Here is a 17,074-nt window from a genome sequence, read left to right on the forward strand (position 1 = left end):
TAGCAGTATGCTAGTGCAAACTCACAACCGAGGAGTTTGCACCGTGAAGAGAGTAACGGGATTTACCCTCATAGAGTTACTGATCAGCATCACTATACTGGCGCTTGTTATCACACTAGCGCTCCCCTCTTTTATTGATTTTATAAAGCGTTATCAAAGTAAAGTGAAGCAACAAGAATTGTTTGGACTGCTAATGTTGATGCGTACTAAAGCGTATAATGAAAACCTTCATTACACTTTGTGCCCGCAAGGGCAGAATGACGTTTGTGCCGACAACTGGTCTAGAGGTGCCCTATTATTCGCAGATATGGATAAAGATGGTGAGTTAGATTCTGGTGAAAGAATTGAGCGAAAACTAGAAAGCTTAAAGAGTAATGCCTCTCTTAGGTGGATGGCATTTAACAATAAGGGCTCTATTACATTTAAGCCAGATGGGAAAACTCCATCCCAAAGTGGCAATTTTTCCTATTGCCCCGCGACAGGCGAGGCAAAATATGGCTGGATAATAATTCTTAATGCTATTGGACGCCCCTATTATGCAAAAGACAAAAATGGCAATGGAATTGTAGAAAATGGAAGTGGGGAAGATCTAGTTTGCCCAAAACACCAATCCAGCTAATCAACAACTTTTATTCCAGCACATATCTTTCGGGTCATCGATGCTACTATCATTATCGCGATCCCACCCACGAGCCCCACTTGAGCGAAGCTCCACTATGCCATTTCCGATCTGACTATTAATAGGCGTAGCTCTAAGAGTATAGGTAGCCTGAGTTGCAGCGGTAATCCTAAGGTTATATTTTTTTACTCCCCCATCCAGCGGAGAAGATGAAGGGAAAATATCTGGTATACCGGTATCTCCCCCTCCTGATGCCGCACCTTCATAGGTGCCATATTCAGTAAAATGTTTCTCCATTGCCTGGGCAAGCCCCATCAGGGCCCCTTGTGCATCTGCCCTGCTGGCAGTCCGCACATTTTCTTGATAAGCAGGCCAGGCGATTCCGGCTAGGATACCGACAATTGCGACAGCAATCATCAATTCAATAAGAGTAAAACCGATTTGTTTTTTCATATATTCAAGGTACAAAAAATTTTATAGGCAACTGCCCAGCGAAGCTGGGCAGAAATAGAATCTAACAAAGTTAAAAGGGCGTTATTTCTTCCCAGGATAAGCGTCCAATTCGGCCCCCACCATAAGTTTTCACTTCTCGCTGATCAACTCCTCCGGCACTGTTTCCTGTTAATTGGCTCTTATTACCAGTTTTGGAATTATCTATAAACCCGGACTCATTGGGACTACTACTGGCCATATACTCTCCTACATAACCATAGTCGTCACTATCAATTGTGCCGCTGCCGTCGCCATCAAAAACTTCTTTCTCTGGAGCTACTCCACTCCAGATATCAACAGACATCAACCAACCACTACCACCTGCTGAACACACCTGCCCACTGGGAATCATTGTATTGAAGAAAAGAACATAGCCCTGAACGGATGGCCGAGTAATGACTCGCTCTCCTCCATTAACATTATCGCCTTCCTGTAGTGGAATATACCAACCGAACTTGGTGGTCCAATCTACCTCGACAGACTTATCATCAATTTTGCGACGAAGGGAGCCATCTGAAAGCGTTTCCGTGACTAATGATCGCTTTTCAAGATTTTCTTTTACTAAACCATAGGTTCCATTATCCGACACCGCATAAAAACCACCCTCATCTGTATCCGCCGTATCTGTATCAACCAGATACTGACCAGTACCGAAAGAAACCAACAAGCCTGGAGATTCATTATCTTTTATATTTCGAACAACCAAGGGTGGCGCAGTTATTGCCTCCCCGGCAGCAGTAAATAAAGGTTCAGCGAAACCTGTTGTACTATTCTTTTCTACCGACCACATGCTCGAATTAGTATTAGAGACATCAAAAGCCCACATATTACCCTGGAGATCCCCTGCATAGATCCTATCAATAATACCATCCAAATCAGAGTCAATGATTGCTGGGGTAGACATACCATTCTGATTGGAAGCACTTCCTTTCCCCGTTGACAAATAAGTATACTTACTGGTTGAAGCATCGGAACCATCTAGATAAACAATAAATATACCCGCGTCACCAGTCTTACTGTTATAACCATTACCAAAAATCGCTGCCCATTCATTATTAGCCATACGTCCTATTTGTGGTCGACTAAAACTATAGCCCTGATTTTCATTGTCTTTATCTGAGAATTCCCACATCACAATGCTTTCGGCATTTTCTTCACTAAAGGTTTCAGGGTCTGTAATATTCAGAGCGTAATAACCCTTTCCTCCTGCGTTTAACCCACCTACCAAAACGGTTTTCCAACTTTCATCAATATAAGCATCAGAAACCGTTGGCGTACCATCAACATAAAATTTATGATCGTAGTATTGAGAGCTTAGAGGATGCAATCCCTCGTCGTAGACTTCACTAAGCAGGATAGATGGTGAATAGGCTATCAACTCCCCTCCCGCATTGGATGAGTTCGCTACGTCTATAGCGGCATTAAAGCCATGCAGAAATCCATCATTAGCACCGACATAGACTACTGGAGTTCGATTTTTCTTTTCAACCTGAAATGCGGCATAAGATTCACTTTCGGAGAAAGACGCATCAGCCCAGCCGGCATTCGGTGCACCCACGTAAGCCGGTGTGGAATTCACTATATCCCCTAAGCGACTTTCACGCTCCCGAAACTCACCTTCCTCATTGCCCTCATTAGAGCGATCGCCACGTAAAAAATCAATTCGATCCGATACTCTCCCATCATCTACGGCATTTGTGATATAACTATAAAATGTAAGATCCTTGGTATGATCAGAATCCGTTGTTCCCACCTCCGCAGCAGTAAAAGGGACTCCCTTATTATCCTTATAAGTAAGCATTACTCTGGTATCAACATCTGCAACACCATCAAGAATTGAAGCTGCCTGCCAGGTAGGAGAGGGGGCAAGTTTTCCTGAAGAGTCTAACGACCAGGCTGATAAATTTCCGTTCCATTTTCCACTATGAAACTCAGCCGCGAAAATTGCCGAGCCACTGTCCAACACGGTTGAGTTAAAAGCAACCGAACTTGAACTACCGGTAACAGCCTGAACTTCTTTAAAAATTTTATTAAAAGTTAGCTGTAGCTGTGACGCATTATCTGCAGAGTAGACACCACCCCCTCCTAGGTGAGCAGCATTTTTCATTACTTTAGAATTAGACAGTCCCTGATTTGCAAAACCAATCAAGTAGCTAGTTATATTATTAATGGCCGGGGTATTATCTGGGTTTTTAAGATCTGGGCGCAAATCAATATCATATAACGCCTTTATCACATCATCCATTTTATCATTAGTACAGCCGCCAGGATTTAAACTACAACTACCTGTATCGAAGTTATATAAAATATTGCTTACACTATTATCCTTAGTGGGTGCGCCATCAGTTAAAGCTACCATAAAACTCTTCTGGCAATAATATTGAATGGCGCCACCAGAAGCAGTGGCATCTGGTTTACTTACCTTTCCCCAATCCAGAATGGTAGATTCTTTACTACCACTTGAGTAACCAGCAAAAATTTTCGAACCCGAATCCTGCTCACTATCCCCATTACTATCTTTATAATTAAGTTGCTGACCTTCATATCCAGTAATAAAATAACGGCCAACACCAGCAAATGATTCGGCTAGAGGAGTATTCCCCTCCGCACCAACTTCATCGATCACATTAAGAATAGATGAACGGTTATCACTCGTAAGGCTAGTTAAACCTTGCAACATTCTTCCGCCATCATTTCCATTAAACTGCATCAATCCAATGCGAACATCTTCAAGCTGAGAAACTAAATCTTTTGCTGCAGACTTCATTACATCCGTTCTGCGAATATCCACTTTTGACCTTTTCGGGCTTCCATCCTCATCCAGAAATTTATCTGCCACATAGGATCCCAAACTTGTCTCTTCTGAAAAATACCAATTAAGAAAGTCTCCCATAACTTCGGCTTCATAATTATTGCTATCATTGGTGTAAAAATAAGCACCGTTACTCGCATTAGTATTAGCATAAAGCCTAGCTCTGTACTTCTCTTTGTCGTCAAAGCAATTTGATGTTGCATTCCATGTTTTCCATGAAGAACCACCATCCACAGAAAATATAACCGATCCATTACTAGTACTTACAGCAAAGCGTACATCAAGCCCTTGATCTGATAGCGGAGAAGAGCAACTGGGCTTATCAATAGCATCCGTATCATATTCAGAGGGTGGGTAAATTATCTTTTGCATAGATCCAGAAGAATCTAATAAAAACATAATATTCGGCTCAGCTGAGCCGCGAGAATAGAGCGGCACATCCGATAAATTACCTGGCGCAGCAGAATTTTCAGAGGATATCAGTAATAACAAAGCGATGCTCAATGGACGCAAAATTACTGTTTGCTTATATTGTTTTTTTAACTTCATAACACCACCCCTTAGAATTCCTTACCATACAGAGTCACAACAATTCTCTCCGTACCACTAACACTGACACCACGACTCACAATTTTAAACACGTAGACCGTAGTATCATCCCCCCCAGTACTCCCTGAACTCAAATCCACGTCATCAACATTAGATTCACCTGCCGCCAACCCAAAACGTTCGATATACATACGCCCAGATATTTTATTGCCTGCAGGATCCAGCATGGAGACTTGCTCAGAAGTTGAATTAGTATCTTTCCAGGTGTCCTCAGAAAAAATATCCTCAGGTCCCTCCCCTTCATTATGCTGCCAATTTGCCGAACCAAAATCACTGATTTTAACCAAGCTTTCTATTTTTTTTTCCCCAAGCCTGGCCACAGATTCTGCCACTTCCAAAGCAACCTTAGCGTCCCTCGAAGCAGAGGTCATACGTTCACTCATCAAAACACTACGGGCACCTGAAATACCTATGAGAGTTAAAACCAAAAGAATAATCAGGCTAACCATCAATACGGCACCCTGCTCCTTTTTCAAACATCTCATTACATACTCCCCCTATTGCGCACCTTAATAGTGGCTACATATAACTTTCTCAATTTACCATCTGCATCCGGCTCATAGGATGTGCCATCCAAGCGCGTGATAGTTTGGCTATTTGCACCAGAATCACTATCACTCGAGATTACGAGCTCTATTTTTACTGCAACCACCTTAGCCATAGCGTCATCAGCGCCAGCTGTTTGCCATTTATCAACTATTCCACTGTCTGTAGTATCCAAACCATAAGTTACCTGCATGTCTTCCACTCCAGGAACAAGCTCCTGAAGCTTACCTTCATGCTCCTGGACGAATAAAGATTTACTACCCGGCGCCCCTTCGGAAATAAAAAACGTTCTTTGGTAGGGCGTCAATATTTTTGAATCCGCACCATATTTTTTATCCAGACCAAAAGTGTCACTTTCATTCTCAATCCAGCCTTCAGCAATTTGACCTTTTTCATACTTCAGTTTTTTATTTTTAGACGTTCCATCAACAGTAATCCCGGTTACCGTAAAGGCGCTCCCAGACAGACAATTCGACACCAGCACAATATCACCAGCTTCAATGGGACAATTTTCTGTCACAATTACATCACTATCACTCACGCCATTCAGCATTTTCCCTTTGCCTCCACAGGCATCTTCTGCGCCACTGAGAATGAGCACATCGGTACCAAGTGCCACTTCCTTTTCCCCGACTTTTTTTGTGCTGGAGGCACTCTCCACCCCAAGAATACCGTTAGAACCTATATTCTTAAGAAATTCATCATCAGTTTTTAGCAGCTTTCCTATATCATCCTTTTCTGCACAGCCCCAAAAACCGGCTTGTCGAACTTCTCTACCAAACATATCTACCGCAAAACGCCCGCTCTCCTGCACCCTGGCGAATCCATTCTGCATCTTCAAGGTGTCACTATTACTTTGAAATATCTGCAGCACACCAAGTAACAAAAGAGAACTTAATAGAATACCAATCATCAACTCAATTAATGAAAGGCCGCGCTGTAAAGATAAATAAATCATAATCTATAACTCCACGCTCATCTCAAAGGTAGCGTCATCCAGATTTCCAGAACTACCACCATAACTCTTCCCAGTATGCTGTTCTTTCCAAGTAATCGTGACTTTAACCTCTCCAGCATCACTCTTGATACTCCCTGTAGCGGAAGGAAAATTACTTGAAAGTAAGTTTTCCCACTCATAAATATCAAGGTCTGATAGCTCTGAAGGTGTACATTTGCTACTGCAATCTGGAGTTAAACTATTATTATCTGTGGACGGCGCTCCCCCGGAAATATCATCGTCTTCTCCAGCAAGATCTACACTCAATCCATGATTACCATCATAGTCTCCTGACTTAAAACCAACTGGATTGGCTCTCATTCGCTCAATAATTTCCTGTGCGGCAAGCGCTGCCATATAGCGATGGTGCGAACCATTACCATTCTTCAGGCTCATCATTTGTGTGGCCGCCAAACCTAGTAATCCAATTGCCAAAACCAGAATAGAAACTAAAATTTCTATTAGGGTTGCTCCACGCTGATCAAACACTAGGTATTCCTCCACCACTATTGCAGGTAATGTTTTTTGTTAACCTAAGAGCCCCAGAGGCCAGTAACTCCAACTTACGCCCATAATCCCCCTGTCGACTATCACATAGCCCTAACACCAAGGTTCCATCCAGGCTTCTCTCCCCCCGAGCATTAAAAGAAAAGTCGATATTTGATTTTGAGGCATCGTCCACTGTTACTGACAGATCAAGACCACCAAGGTTGACACTCAAAACACGCAGTTCAATATCGTCATCGCCAAAATCTCCGCTACCATCATCAATCCATACTCGGAGCCCCTTACCAATATCACCATCGACGGCGCTCACTCGAACGTCTCCTTTACGGCGCACGGCTTCAGATCGCGCAAACTGTAAAGTACTATTCAAATCATTAGTCATAGTTGACATACGATTGTTTTCTATTAATGTGCTAAAAGATGGAACTGCTAGCGCAGTTACAATCCCCAGCACAGTGATTACCACCATCAACTCAATTAAAGTAAACCCGTTAGTACGTCCAAGCTTATTCATACCGCTTTACTCAAAATTTAGAAAACTATAAAACTGTCAGGCCCTAAACCCATACCCATATATCAATGCAACGTACAATTAAACTGTCTTGTATTTGACATGCTTTGAAGTTTGGTGTCGATTCTAAGGTACTCCGACTAAAAGACGCGCACCGGTTAATCAGGTCTTCGCTTTAACTTACATTTCTATATATATCGTATATATACCAGTTAATGACGCCATTAAAAGTGAAGATGTCGATGTTTGAGGCCACTACTGACAAGCGGTTACACAGAGGCGATGGGCGGGAGTAAAACTAAAGAGAAAGTGAGGGAGAGGGTTGAGATCAAAAAACAGTAACAAGAAGGAGCGGCGCCTTAGCGCAACTCCTTAGGCAGAGAAAAACGGATATTTTCCTCTCGCCCATCCATCTCCTTCGGCAAGCTGGCACCGAGCTGTTGCAGCTTGGTAATCACTTCCTGTACCAGCACTTCCGGTGCCGAGGCGCCGGCGGTGATGCCGATGGAGCTTTTACCGGTGAGCCAGCCGGCATCGATATCGGCGGCACCGTCGATCAATTTGGCATCGGCGCCACAGCGCTCGGCCAATTCGCGTAGACGGTTGGAGTTGGAGCTGTTGGGGCTGCCCACCACCAGTACCAAGTCACTCTCCAGGGCGAGCTGGCGAACTGCATCCTGGCGGTTTTGGGTGGCGTAGCAAATATCGTCCTTGCGTGGACCGCGGATATTGGGGAAGCGCTGGCGCAGCGCGTCGATCACACGCGCGGTGTCGTCCATCGAAAGCGTGGTCTGGGTGACATAGGCGAGATTGTTCACGTCTTTCACCTGCAGCTTGGCCACATCGTCTTCGTCCTCGACCAAATAGATAGCGCCGCCGACGGAGCCGTCATACTGGCCCATAGTACCCTCCACCTCCGGGTGCCCGGCGTGGCCAATCAATATGCACTCGGCGCCATCACTGCTGAACTTGCTAACCTCGATATGCACCTTGGTAACCAGAGGACAGGTGGCGTCAAACACACGCAGATGGCGATCTTCTGCTTGCCGCTGTACGGCCTTGGAAACGCCGTGTGCACTGAAAATAACGATAACGTCATCGGGCACCTCCTCCAGCTCATCCACGAACACAGCGCCGCGTTCGCGCAGGCTCTCCACCACAAACTTATTGTGCACCACCTCGTGGCGCACATAGATCGGTGCGCCAAAGACATCCAGGGCGCGGTTGACGATATCGATCGCGCGATCGACACCGGCACAGAAGCCGCGGGGATTAGCCAGTCGGATTTGCATCTTTACTTCAACACTCTCTCGGTTATCTGCTCAATGTGTGAAAACGCCGATTCTATTGAATCGAATCCACCGCGATAATTTTTACGTGGAAGCTCAGTGTCTGACCCGCCAGAGGGTGATTAAAGTCGACAGTCACTTGGTCATCCTCAATCTCGCGGATCACTCCGGGCAGCTCACCGCCGCCATTGTCGAAGGACACGACCAAGCCCGGCTCCAATTCAATATCCGGAGAGAAGCTGTCGCGGCGAACTTTCTGCATATTAGAAGGATTGCGCTGGCCAAAACCCAGTTCAGGGGGAATTTCAATTTCCGCCTCGTCGCCAGCCTTGAGGCCAAACAGGGCTTTCTCAAAACCCGGTAAAAGACTGCCATCACCCACACTAAACGAGGCGGGATCACCTTTGAAGGTGGAGTCCACTTCGGTACCATCATCCATCTTCAGGCTGAAGTGCAAGGTTACGCGACTGTGCTCGCCGATAACGCCATTACTCATAATTCGTTAAACTTCCGCGTTATTTTTTGTCTTGTCGCCGTCTTTTTCCGCAAAAAAAAGCAACTCTATAACCAGCATGGCCGCGCCGATACTGATACCCATGTCCGCCACATTAAATACTGGGAAGTGCCAGCTACCGTAGTACACGGAAATAAAATCCCGTACATAGCCCAGCAGGATACGATCCCACAGGTTGCCGAGGGCACCACCCAGGATCAGGGCCAGAGCACAAGGCTCCCAACGCTTCAACGACGGCAAACGCCACAACCAAATGGTGACGACAATACTAAAGCCCAGGGCGATCACACCGAAAAACCAACGCTGCCAGCCACCGGCATCGGCCAGAAAGCTAAAAGCGGCGCCGTAATTTTCCGCATAGGTGAACTGGAGAAACCCCGGAATAATTTGCATCGCCGGGCCACGCATAAACTCGTCCACGGCCCACACTTTAGTGGCGACATCCAGGCCCACAACCACTAGAGCGAGCCAGTACCAGCGCCAGGGGTGGCCGAGTAACAGGTTGGACTTAGGCATAGTGCCTCACCTCGCCTGCACCGGTCACATTCTCGACGCAGCGGCCGCAAATATCCGGGTAATCATTGTTTTCTCCCACATCGGCGCGGTAGTGCCAACAGCGGGCGCACTTGGGATGATCCACCTTGCTCACACCAATTTTTAATCCTTCCAACTCGGTACTTTCGGCACCAGCCGCATCACTTAAAGGTTGTACAGAGGTCGAAGAGCAAATCAGTACAAAACGCAACTCATTCTCCAACTCCAGTAATTTCTCACGCAGATCATCATTGGCGTAAAGGGTTACCGCCGCCTGCAGGGATCCACCGATCACACCGGCTGCGCGCTGTTCCTCCAGAACCTTGTTCACTGCGGTTTTCACCTCAGCAATCACGGCCCAATACTCAGCACCCTTGACGGATTCTACGGGTAGCCTGGGCAGTGGATACCACTCGGCAATAAAAACACTATCGGCATTGTTACCCGGAATAAATTGCCACAGTTCCTCGGCCGTAAAGCTCAGGATCGGCGCTATCCAGCGCACAAACGCCTGCACAATATGGTAGAGCGCACTCTGCGCCGAGCGGCGCGCGACGCTGTCATCCTTGGTGGTGTACTGGCGGTCTTTGATGATGTCCAGATAGAAGCCACCCATTTCCACTACGCAGAAGTTATGCAGCTTCTGGTAAATCTGGTGAAATTGATAGCTGTCGTAGGCGGCCAGAATCTCGTCTTGCAAACGCGCCGCCTTATCCAGCGCCCAACGATCCAGCGCCAGTAATTCATTCTCTGGCAAGAGGTCTTGCTCAGGATCAAAACCGGCCAGATTGGACAAGAAGAAGCGTGCCGTATTGCGCAAGCGGCGATAGGAATCCGCGGTGCGCTTGAGGATCTCATCGGAGACCGCCATTTCACCGCTAAAATCGGTGGCTGACACCCACAGGCGCAGCACATCCGCGCCCAGCTTGTTAATCACGTCCAGGGGCGCCACGGTATTACCGATGGACTTTGACATCTTACGGCCCTGGGCATCCACGGTGAAACCGTGGGTTAGTACCTGCTTATAGGGCGCGCAATGATTGATGGCGATGGAGGTTTTTAGGGAGGACTGGAACCAGCCGCGGTGCTGGTCGGAACCCTCCAAATATAAATCTGCGGGGAAGCGCAACCCTTTGCGGCGCTCCAGTACGGCGTAATGAGTCACACCGGAATCGAACCAGACATCGAGGGTATCGGTAACTTTTTCATACTGTTCGGCCTCATCCCCGAGTAGTTCGCGGGCGTCCAGGTCAAACCAGACGTCGATACCTTTCTCGTCGACCATGGCGGCCACTTTATCCATCAGCGCCGGTGTATCTGGGTGCAGTTCGTGGGTTTCCTTATGCATAAATAGAGCGATGGGCACGCCCCAAGTACGCTGGCGGGAGATACACCAGTCCGGGCTGCCATTGAGCATCGAGTCGATACGGGCCTTGCCCCAGCCGGGAATCCACAACACGTTATCGGCGGCTTTCTGCGCCTGCTCCAGCAGGTCATTTTGTTGCATGCTGATAAACCACTGCGGAGTCGCGCGGTAGATCAATGGCGTCTTGGTCCGCCAGCAGTGGGGGTAGCTGTGCTCCAGCTTGCCCTTGTGTAGCAGTACGCCGCGCTCCTCAAGCAGCGCGACAATCTTGTCGTCCACTTTGTACACGTGTTCGCCGGCAAACAGCGGCACGCTGTCGCGATAAACACCGTTGTTATCAATGTAGTTGAGGGTTTCGATACCGTAACGCTTGCCAACTTGGAAGTCGTCGGGGCCGTGGTCGGGCGCAGTATGGACACAACCGGTACCGGCATCGGTGGTAACATGATCGCCGAGGACAATGGGCAGCATCTTGTCGTAGAAAGGATGATGCACCTTTAAATGTTCCAGGGCGACGCCGCGAATACGGCCCACTACTTCCCCAGCAAAACCCGCACGCGCCAATACTGCCTCCTTGAGCGCCTCCGCGACCAGAAGGCGGCGATTGCCCGCCTGCACAACCACATATTCCAGATCAGCATTGACTGAAACCGCCTGGCTCGAAGGCAGGGTCCAGGGCGTTGTGGTCCAGATCACAACCGACAGCGGACCCTCACCGGCGTGCCCACCGGCCGCATCTGCAATCGCCAGGTCCGCCTCTTCACTCGCTGGGTAGCAGACGTCGATGGAGTAGGACACCTTGTCCTGGTATTCCACTTCCGCTTCCGCCAGGGCGGAGCCGCCCACCACACTCCAGTACACCGGCTTGAACCCGCGCGCCAGGTGGCCGTTTTTCACTACACTGCCGAGGGCGCGAATAATGTCACCCTCGAACTGATAATCCATAGTGCGATAGGGATTATCCCACTCACCAAAAACCCCCAGGCGGACAAAGTCTTTCTTCTGCCCTTCCACCTGCTTAGCGGCATATTCCCGACACTTCTGGCGGAAGGTTTTGTGGTCCACCTTAGTGCCGGCTTTGCCGATTTTTTTCTCTACTCGGTGTTCAATAGGTAGACCGTGGCAATCCCAACCGGGCACATAGGGGGCATCGAAACCGCTCAGGGTTTTCGACTTGATAATGATGTCTTTGAGAATTTTATTAACTGAGTGACCAATGTGAATATCGCCATTCGCATAGGGAGGGCCGTCGTGCAGGATAAATTGCTCGCGCCCAGCGCGCGCCTCGCGAATTTTTTCGTAGAGCTTATTGTCCTGCCATTTTTTTAGAATTGCCGGCTCACGCTGTGGCAAATTACCACGCATGGGGAAGTCGGTCTCAGGCAGATTCAGGGTCGCTTTATAATCAGTCATTGGATGTCTACTTCAGCTCTAGTAGAAAAATAAATTAGGTCGTCTCAGTCTATTGGTGTGGCCGGGGGTTTTGCACAAACCACCGCCGGGCATTATCGATATCCTCAGCGATGCGGGCCTTAAGAATATCCAGCGAGGCGAACTTCTCCTCGTTGCGCAATTGATGGCAAAACTCCACGGCGAGCTCGCGCCCATACAAGTTGCCATCAAAATCAAACAGGTTGACCTCCAAAAGGGGCCGCGCACCCTCGCCTTCCACGGTTGGGCGGAATCCCACATTGGCCACGCCGTCCAATTCCCGGCGCCCCTTCGCGAGCTCAGTACCATCGGTGGCGGTGGTGCGCACCGTATAAACACCCACCAGCGGAGAACGGTAGCGGTGCAGGCGCACATTGGCGGTGGGTGCGCCCAGTTGACGGCCAAGGGCGCGTCCCGGCGCAACCCTGCCCGTAATTTGGTAGGGGCGGCCCAATAGTGCTTCGGCCAAATCAAAGTCACCGCTCTGCAGTGCCTCGCGGATACGGGTACTGCTCACCCTGGCACCGCCCACTTGAAGAGTCGCCGTATCTTCCACGGTAAAGCCACTCTGAGCGCCGATCTCCCGAAGGAGGCCGAAATCTCCACTGCGATCACAGCCAAAGCGAAAATCATCGCCCACCACCAGGTGGCGGATCCCCAGGCCATCGAGCAGTATCCTTTGGATAAAAGCCTCGGCACTGAGGCCGCGCAGGGTCTCGTTAAACTGCAGACACAAAACCCGCTCCACACCCGCGTTAAAAAGGGCCATTACCTTTTCTTTGAAACGCATCAGCCGTGCGGGTGCTTTCTCGGCAGAAAAAAATTCGTGGGGCTGGGGCTCAAAAATAATGGCCACCGAGGGCAGGCTCTGCTCCAACGCGCACTGTTGTAACTGAGCAATAATCGCCTGGTGACCGAGGTGGACACCATCGAACGAGCCGATCGTCGCCACGCATCCCCGGTGGCGGGGGCGCAGGTTATGCAACCCGCGAATTAGTTCGCGTTCCTGGGCCAAAACGATCTTCCCATCCTCATAAAATCGAGCCGCACAGTATAGCGGATTCCCACAGAGCGAACAGAGGCTACTGCCTGCAATCGAGAAACGCCAATCCGAGGCCTATTCAACATTAACTAGTCGCGCGGAAGTGGCGCGGTCGCAGTCCCATTACAAATAAGACCGAGAGGTAAGTCAGGCCCCCTGCCACCACCAACACCCCCATACGCCAGGCGCGTTCAAACCAGCTCCAAATAGCCCAGTCACCCCAAAAATGGAGAACCCCCACCAATACGCCCATCATGGCTAAATTGGCTACCGCCAGCCGCAGCAGGTAGCGTCCCCAGCCCGCCTCGGGCACGAACACATCATCCCGACGCAACCCCTTGTACAGCAACCAGGCATTGATCGCCGCCTGACAGGCAGTCGCCAGTGCCAATCCCATATGGCCGAGCTGCAGGTAGTAATTCAGGGGGATCACAAAGAGCAGACTCAATACCATTTTGGCGGAAATCGCAATCAGCCCGAATCTCACCGGCGTATAAGTATCCTGACGCGCGAAATAGCCCGGTGCGAGTACCTTGATCAGCATAAAAGCCAACAACCCCAGGGCGTAGGCCCGCAGGGACCAGGCGGCCATCTGCATGTCCCGCGGCTGCATCTGTCCGTACTGGAAGAGTGTGGTCAGCAGAGGCTCCGCCAACACAACTAGGGCCACCGACGCCGGCAGAGAGACAAGTGTAACGCTGCGCAGCGCCCAATCGAGGGTGTGACGGAAGCGGCGCGGGTCGCCATCGCTGTGCTGGCGGGACAGACTCGGCAATATTACCGTGGCCACCGCCACCCCAAAGACCCCCAGGGGTAACTCGGTCAGACGATCGGAAAAATACAGCCAGGAGACGCTGCCACTGGGCAGAAATGAAGCCAGCAGTGTATCCAGTACCAGGCTGATCTGGGTAACGGATACCCCAAAAATCGCCGGCGCCATCAGTCGCAGTATCTTGCGCACACCAGGGTCGCTCCAGTCCCATTTGGGCTTTGGCAGCAGGCCCTCGCGGGCGAGAAAAGGCAGCTGGAACAGCAATTGCATTACACCGGCTACAAGCACCCCCCAGGCCAGGGCCAGTATCTCAGGGTCAAACCAAGCTGTACCTACAGTTGCCGCCCCGATCAATACCAGATTCAACATGATTGGGGTCAGCGCCGGTATGGCAAAGCGATCAAAACTGTTGAGGATCGCTCCGGTAAACCCCGCCAGGGAGATCAACATCAAGTAGGGGAAGGTAATTTGTAACATACCCGCGGCAAGATCGAACTTCTCCCGCTCACTGCCGTCCCACCACCAGCCAAACGCAAAAATGCCCGTCACCAGCGGGGCGCACACTACGCCAAACAGTGTCACCAGTAACAGGACACCGCCGAGTGCACCCGCTACCCGGTCGTTCAATTGCCGCGCTGCGGCAATACCGCCCTTTTGGCGGTATTCCGCCAGAACTGGCACAAACGCCTGAGCGAAAGCGCCCTCGGCAAATAAGCGGCGGAAAAAATTGGGGATTTTGAAAGCGACAAAAAAGGCATCGGCGGCGTCTCCAGCCCCGGCAAAACGGGCCAGAGCCATATCCCGGACCAAGCCGGCCACCCGTGACAACATGGTCGCAGCCCCCACCACCGAGCTGCCGCGCAAGAGTCTGGGCGCACCGGATTTCTCGGCGGGTTGTTCTTGGGTAGGGGGTGACTGGGACAACGCTATGACTCCTGGATTTGGTCGAGACCTGCTGGCCGGCAAGTCTACCGCAATTCCGCAGAAACCATGGAGAGGCGAGTAGCAGCCCCCCCTACGACCTGGAGTCCGCGAGCCTATACTAGCTGTGAGCTAGTTACGCGTCCCACGGAGTCGGTGGCGCGGGGAGATGACAGGATGACCATTAACGCTTTGATTATTGCCCTGGTACTGGCGATCGTGCTCTACATCGCGATAATGCGCGGCCCCCGCCCCCAGCGAGTCCGTGTCCGTGTAGTGTCACCCCGCGACCGGCACTACCGCCGCCTGACTTAACAGGCGCCCGACCGGTTGCCACATTTCGCCACAATTGCGCGGAAGTTTGCCATCACTGCGCCATACCAGTGCCGCCTTGGAGCCTTTAAATAACACTCAAACGGGCCGAACACATCGGCCCCGACGAGCAAAACAAAGCCTCCAAGGAGAGTAGCAATGAAAAAAGCATTGATGGTTGCAGCCCTGACTTCTCTGATCGCCTCTGGTACTCAGGCGAATGAGATCAACGAATCAAATCTGACCCAGGCCAAGCAGGCCACGGTCTTTACCACAGCCGCCATCGCCGGTGCCGCTGTGGGTGGTCCGGTCGGGTTTATCGCCGGCGCACTCGGTGGAGCCTGGCTCGGCGAGCAGGTCAAGCAAGCAGAAGAGGCAGATATGCTGGCAACACAACTGACAGAGAGCCGTGCAGAGCTCAGCAACCTGGCACAGCAACTTGATGCGGCTCAGCTGTCCGCGAACGATGCCAGCCAAGTGGCTCTGGATTCACTGCAATTTCAGATGCTGTTCACCACCGGAGAAGATGAACTTCAAACGACCCAGCTGCAGCAGCTAGACGCCATGGCGGACTTCCTGAAGCGCCATCCACACCTGCAAATCCACCTGGAAGGACACGCCGATCCGCGCGGCAGCGATGGTTACAACAATGTACTTTCAGACCAACGTGCATTGAGTGTCGAACAGGCGCTGGTATCCCTGGGGATCGACAGCTCCCGCATCAGCCGCCGCGCAATGGGCTCCACTTTCTCCCAGGCCCCCCGCGGAGATGTTGACGCCTACGCGATGGAGCGCCGGGTGAATATTCGCTTCTCCCTGCCGGAATCCATGGCCGGGCACTTTTAAACACGAGAAAATGGCCGGGAGGACTGCAAATCCTCTCGGCTGGCGCAAGGCGACTTCAAATCGCTGATGTGCCTATGTGCGGATTACCGATCCGACACCCACTCTCCCCCGGTAAAGAAACCCTGTTGTGCTTGCGGGCCATCTGTGCCCGCCTTTTTGCCAATACACTACCATTTCGTGCATGATTCTCCGCCACCAAAGGAAGCAGCCGGAATCAGCCATGAGTGCCACCATTGCCATTGTCGAAGACGAGCGCGCGATCGCCGAGAATTATCGCGATGCATTGCGCCGCAGCGGCTATCGGGTCGACCTCTACAGTGCAAGGATTGAGGCGATGGAAGGCTTTCGCCAGCGCCTACCTGACCTCGCGGTTATCGACGTCGGTCTCGGCAGTGAAATCGAGGGTGGTTTTGAATTGTGCAGGGAATTGCGTGCCATGGCCCCCAGCCTGCCAATCCTGTTCCTCACCGCGAGGGATTCCGAGCTGGACATTATTTCCGGTCTGCGTCTCGGCGCCGACGACTACCTCACCAAGGATATCTCCCTGCCCCACATGCAGGCGCGTATCAATGCCCTGCTGCGCCGGGTTAGCGTACTGCGCAACCAGGACGACGCCGGTGAGTGCCTCGCCCAGGGCAAGCTGGAGCTGGATATCTCCAGACTGCACTGCCATTGGGACGGAAAGTCCGTAGACCTGACTGTGACTGAATTTTGGATCGTTCACGCCCTGGCCAAAAGACCCGGACACGTCAAGTCTCGCACTCAGCTGATGGAGGCCGCGCGGGTAGTTTTGGACGACAACACTATTACTTCCCACGTCAAACGCATCCGCCGCAAGTTCCAATCCCTGGATAGCGAATTCAATGCCATCGGTACGGCCTACGGTATGGGTTACCGCTGGCAACTGTGATTTTTCCTCAGCACTGCGGTTGTCTTACCGTATTTTGAGAACAC

16 protein-coding genes are annotated in these 17,074 nt (G+C 50.7%); 4 read left to right on the forward strand and 12 right to left on the reverse strand.

What is annotated here, in order from left to right; genetic code table 11:
- The first annotated feature begins 43 nt into the window (after positions 1–43).
- The gene (locus tag ACCI51_RS14675; RefSeq protein WP_371844277.1) at positions 44–619 is read left to right on the forward strand and encodes a GspH/FimT family pseudopilin; all 576 of its coding nucleotides are present in this window, start codon (positions 44–46) and stop codon (positions 617–619) included.
- Here the strand turns inward: ACCI51_RS14675 and ACCI51_RS14680 are convergent, their stop codons facing one another.
- The 12 genes from ACCI51_RS14680 to murJ form a co-directional block, all read right to left on the reverse strand.
- Positions 620–1,072, reverse strand: coding sequence for a type IV pilin protein (locus ACCI51_RS14680; protein WP_371844278.1), 453 nt, complete (start codon positions 1,070–1,072; stop codon positions 620–622).
- A 70-nt stretch (positions 1,073–1,142) separates the two neighbouring features.
- Positions 1,143–4,472 (reverse strand): pilus assembly protein, encoded by a 3,330-nt coding sequence (locus ACCI51_RS14685; protein WP_371844279.1) that lies wholly within the window; start codon positions 4,470–4,472, stop codon positions 1,143–1,145.
- A gap of 11 nt (positions 4,473–4,483) precedes the next feature.
- Positions 4,484–5,008, reverse strand: a complete 525-nt coding sequence (locus ACCI51_RS14690) for a pilus assembly PilX family protein (protein WP_371844281.1) — start codon at positions 5,006–5,008, stop codon at positions 4,484–4,486.
- A gap of 8 nt (positions 5,009–5,016) precedes the next feature.
- Complete coding sequence (locus ACCI51_RS14695) at positions 5,017–6,036, reverse strand: PilW family protein (protein WP_371844282.1); 1,020 nt, start codon at positions 6,034–6,036, stop codon at positions 5,017–5,019.
- A 3-nt stretch (positions 6,037–6,039) separates the two neighbouring features.
- Positions 6,040–6,564, reverse strand: coding sequence for a type IV pilus modification protein PilV (gene pilV / locus ACCI51_RS14700; protein WP_299584246.1), 525 nt, complete (start codon positions 6,562–6,564; stop codon positions 6,040–6,042).
- Positions 6,557–7,096 carry a GspH/FimT family pseudopilin gene (locus ACCI51_RS14705; RefSeq protein ID WP_299584244.1) on the reverse strand — a complete coding sequence of 180 codons (540 nt, stop codon included), beginning with the start codon at positions 7,094–7,096 and terminating at the stop codon, positions 6,557–6,559. The genes pilV and ACCI51_RS14705 overlap by 8 nt, the downstream gene beginning before the upstream one ends.
- 356 nt (positions 7,097–7,452) lie before the next feature.
- Positions 7,453–8,385, reverse strand: a complete 933-nt coding sequence (gene ispH / locus ACCI51_RS14710; protein ID WP_371844283.1) for a 4-hydroxy-3-methylbut-2-enyl diphosphate reductase — start codon at positions 8,383–8,385, stop codon at positions 7,453–7,455.
- 52 nt (positions 8,386–8,437) lie between these two features.
- Positions 8,438–8,878, reverse strand: coding sequence for an FKBP-type peptidyl-prolyl cis-trans isomerase (locus tag ACCI51_RS14715; RefSeq protein ID WP_299584238.1), 441 nt, complete (start codon positions 8,876–8,878; stop codon positions 8,438–8,440).
- A gap of 6 nt (positions 8,879–8,884) precedes the next feature.
- Positions 8,885–9,412, reverse strand: a complete 528-nt coding sequence (gene lspA / locus ACCI51_RS14720; RefSeq protein ID WP_371844284.1) for a signal peptidase II — start codon at positions 9,410–9,412, stop codon at positions 8,885–8,887.
- Positions 9,405–12,209, reverse strand: a complete 2,805-nt coding sequence (ileS, locus tag ACCI51_RS14725) for an isoleucine--tRNA ligase (protein ID WP_371844285.1) — start codon at positions 12,207–12,209, stop codon at positions 9,405–9,407. The genes lspA and ileS overlap by 8 nt, the downstream gene beginning before the upstream one ends.
- A gap of 49 nt (positions 12,210–12,258) precedes the next feature.
- Complete coding sequence (gene ribF, locus ACCI51_RS14730; protein ID WP_371844286.1) at positions 12,259–13,242, reverse strand: bifunctional riboflavin kinase/FAD synthetase; 984 nt, start codon at positions 13,240–13,242, stop codon at positions 12,259–12,261.
- Between the two features lie 112 nt (positions 13,243–13,354).
- A complete protein-coding gene (murJ, locus tag ACCI51_RS14735; protein ID WP_371844288.1) occupies positions 13,355–14,965 on the reverse strand; it encodes a murein biosynthesis integral membrane protein MurJ in 1,611 nt (536 codons plus the stop codon).
- A 174-nt stretch (positions 14,966–15,139) separates the two neighbouring features.
- Between murJ and ACCI51_RS14740 the strand changes: the two genes are divergently transcribed.
- From ACCI51_RS14740 to pdsR, 3 genes are all read left to right on the forward strand, one after another.
- Positions 15,140–15,277, forward strand: coding sequence for a hypothetical protein (locus ACCI51_RS14740; protein WP_299584225.1), 138 nt, complete (start codon positions 15,140–15,142; stop codon positions 15,275–15,277).
- A gap of 156 nt (positions 15,278–15,433) precedes the next feature.
- On the forward strand, positions 15,434–16,120 hold the full coding sequence (locus ACCI51_RS14745; RefSeq protein ID WP_371844289.1) for an OmpA family protein: 687 nt from the start codon (positions 15,434–15,436) through the stop codon (positions 16,118–16,120).
- A gap of 220 nt (positions 16,121–16,340) precedes the next feature.
- Positions 16,341–17,030 (forward strand): proteobacterial dedicated sortase system response regulator, encoded by a 690-nt coding sequence (gene pdsR / locus ACCI51_RS14750; protein WP_299584219.1) that lies wholly within the window; start codon positions 16,341–16,343, stop codon positions 17,028–17,030.
- The last annotated feature ends 44 nt before the right edge of the window (positions 17,031–17,074 follow it).

The organism is Microbulbifer echini, from assembly GCF_041447225.1.
Lineage (GTDB): Bacteria > Pseudomonadota > Gammaproteobacteria > Pseudomonadales > Cellvibrionaceae > Microbulbifer > Microbulbifer echini.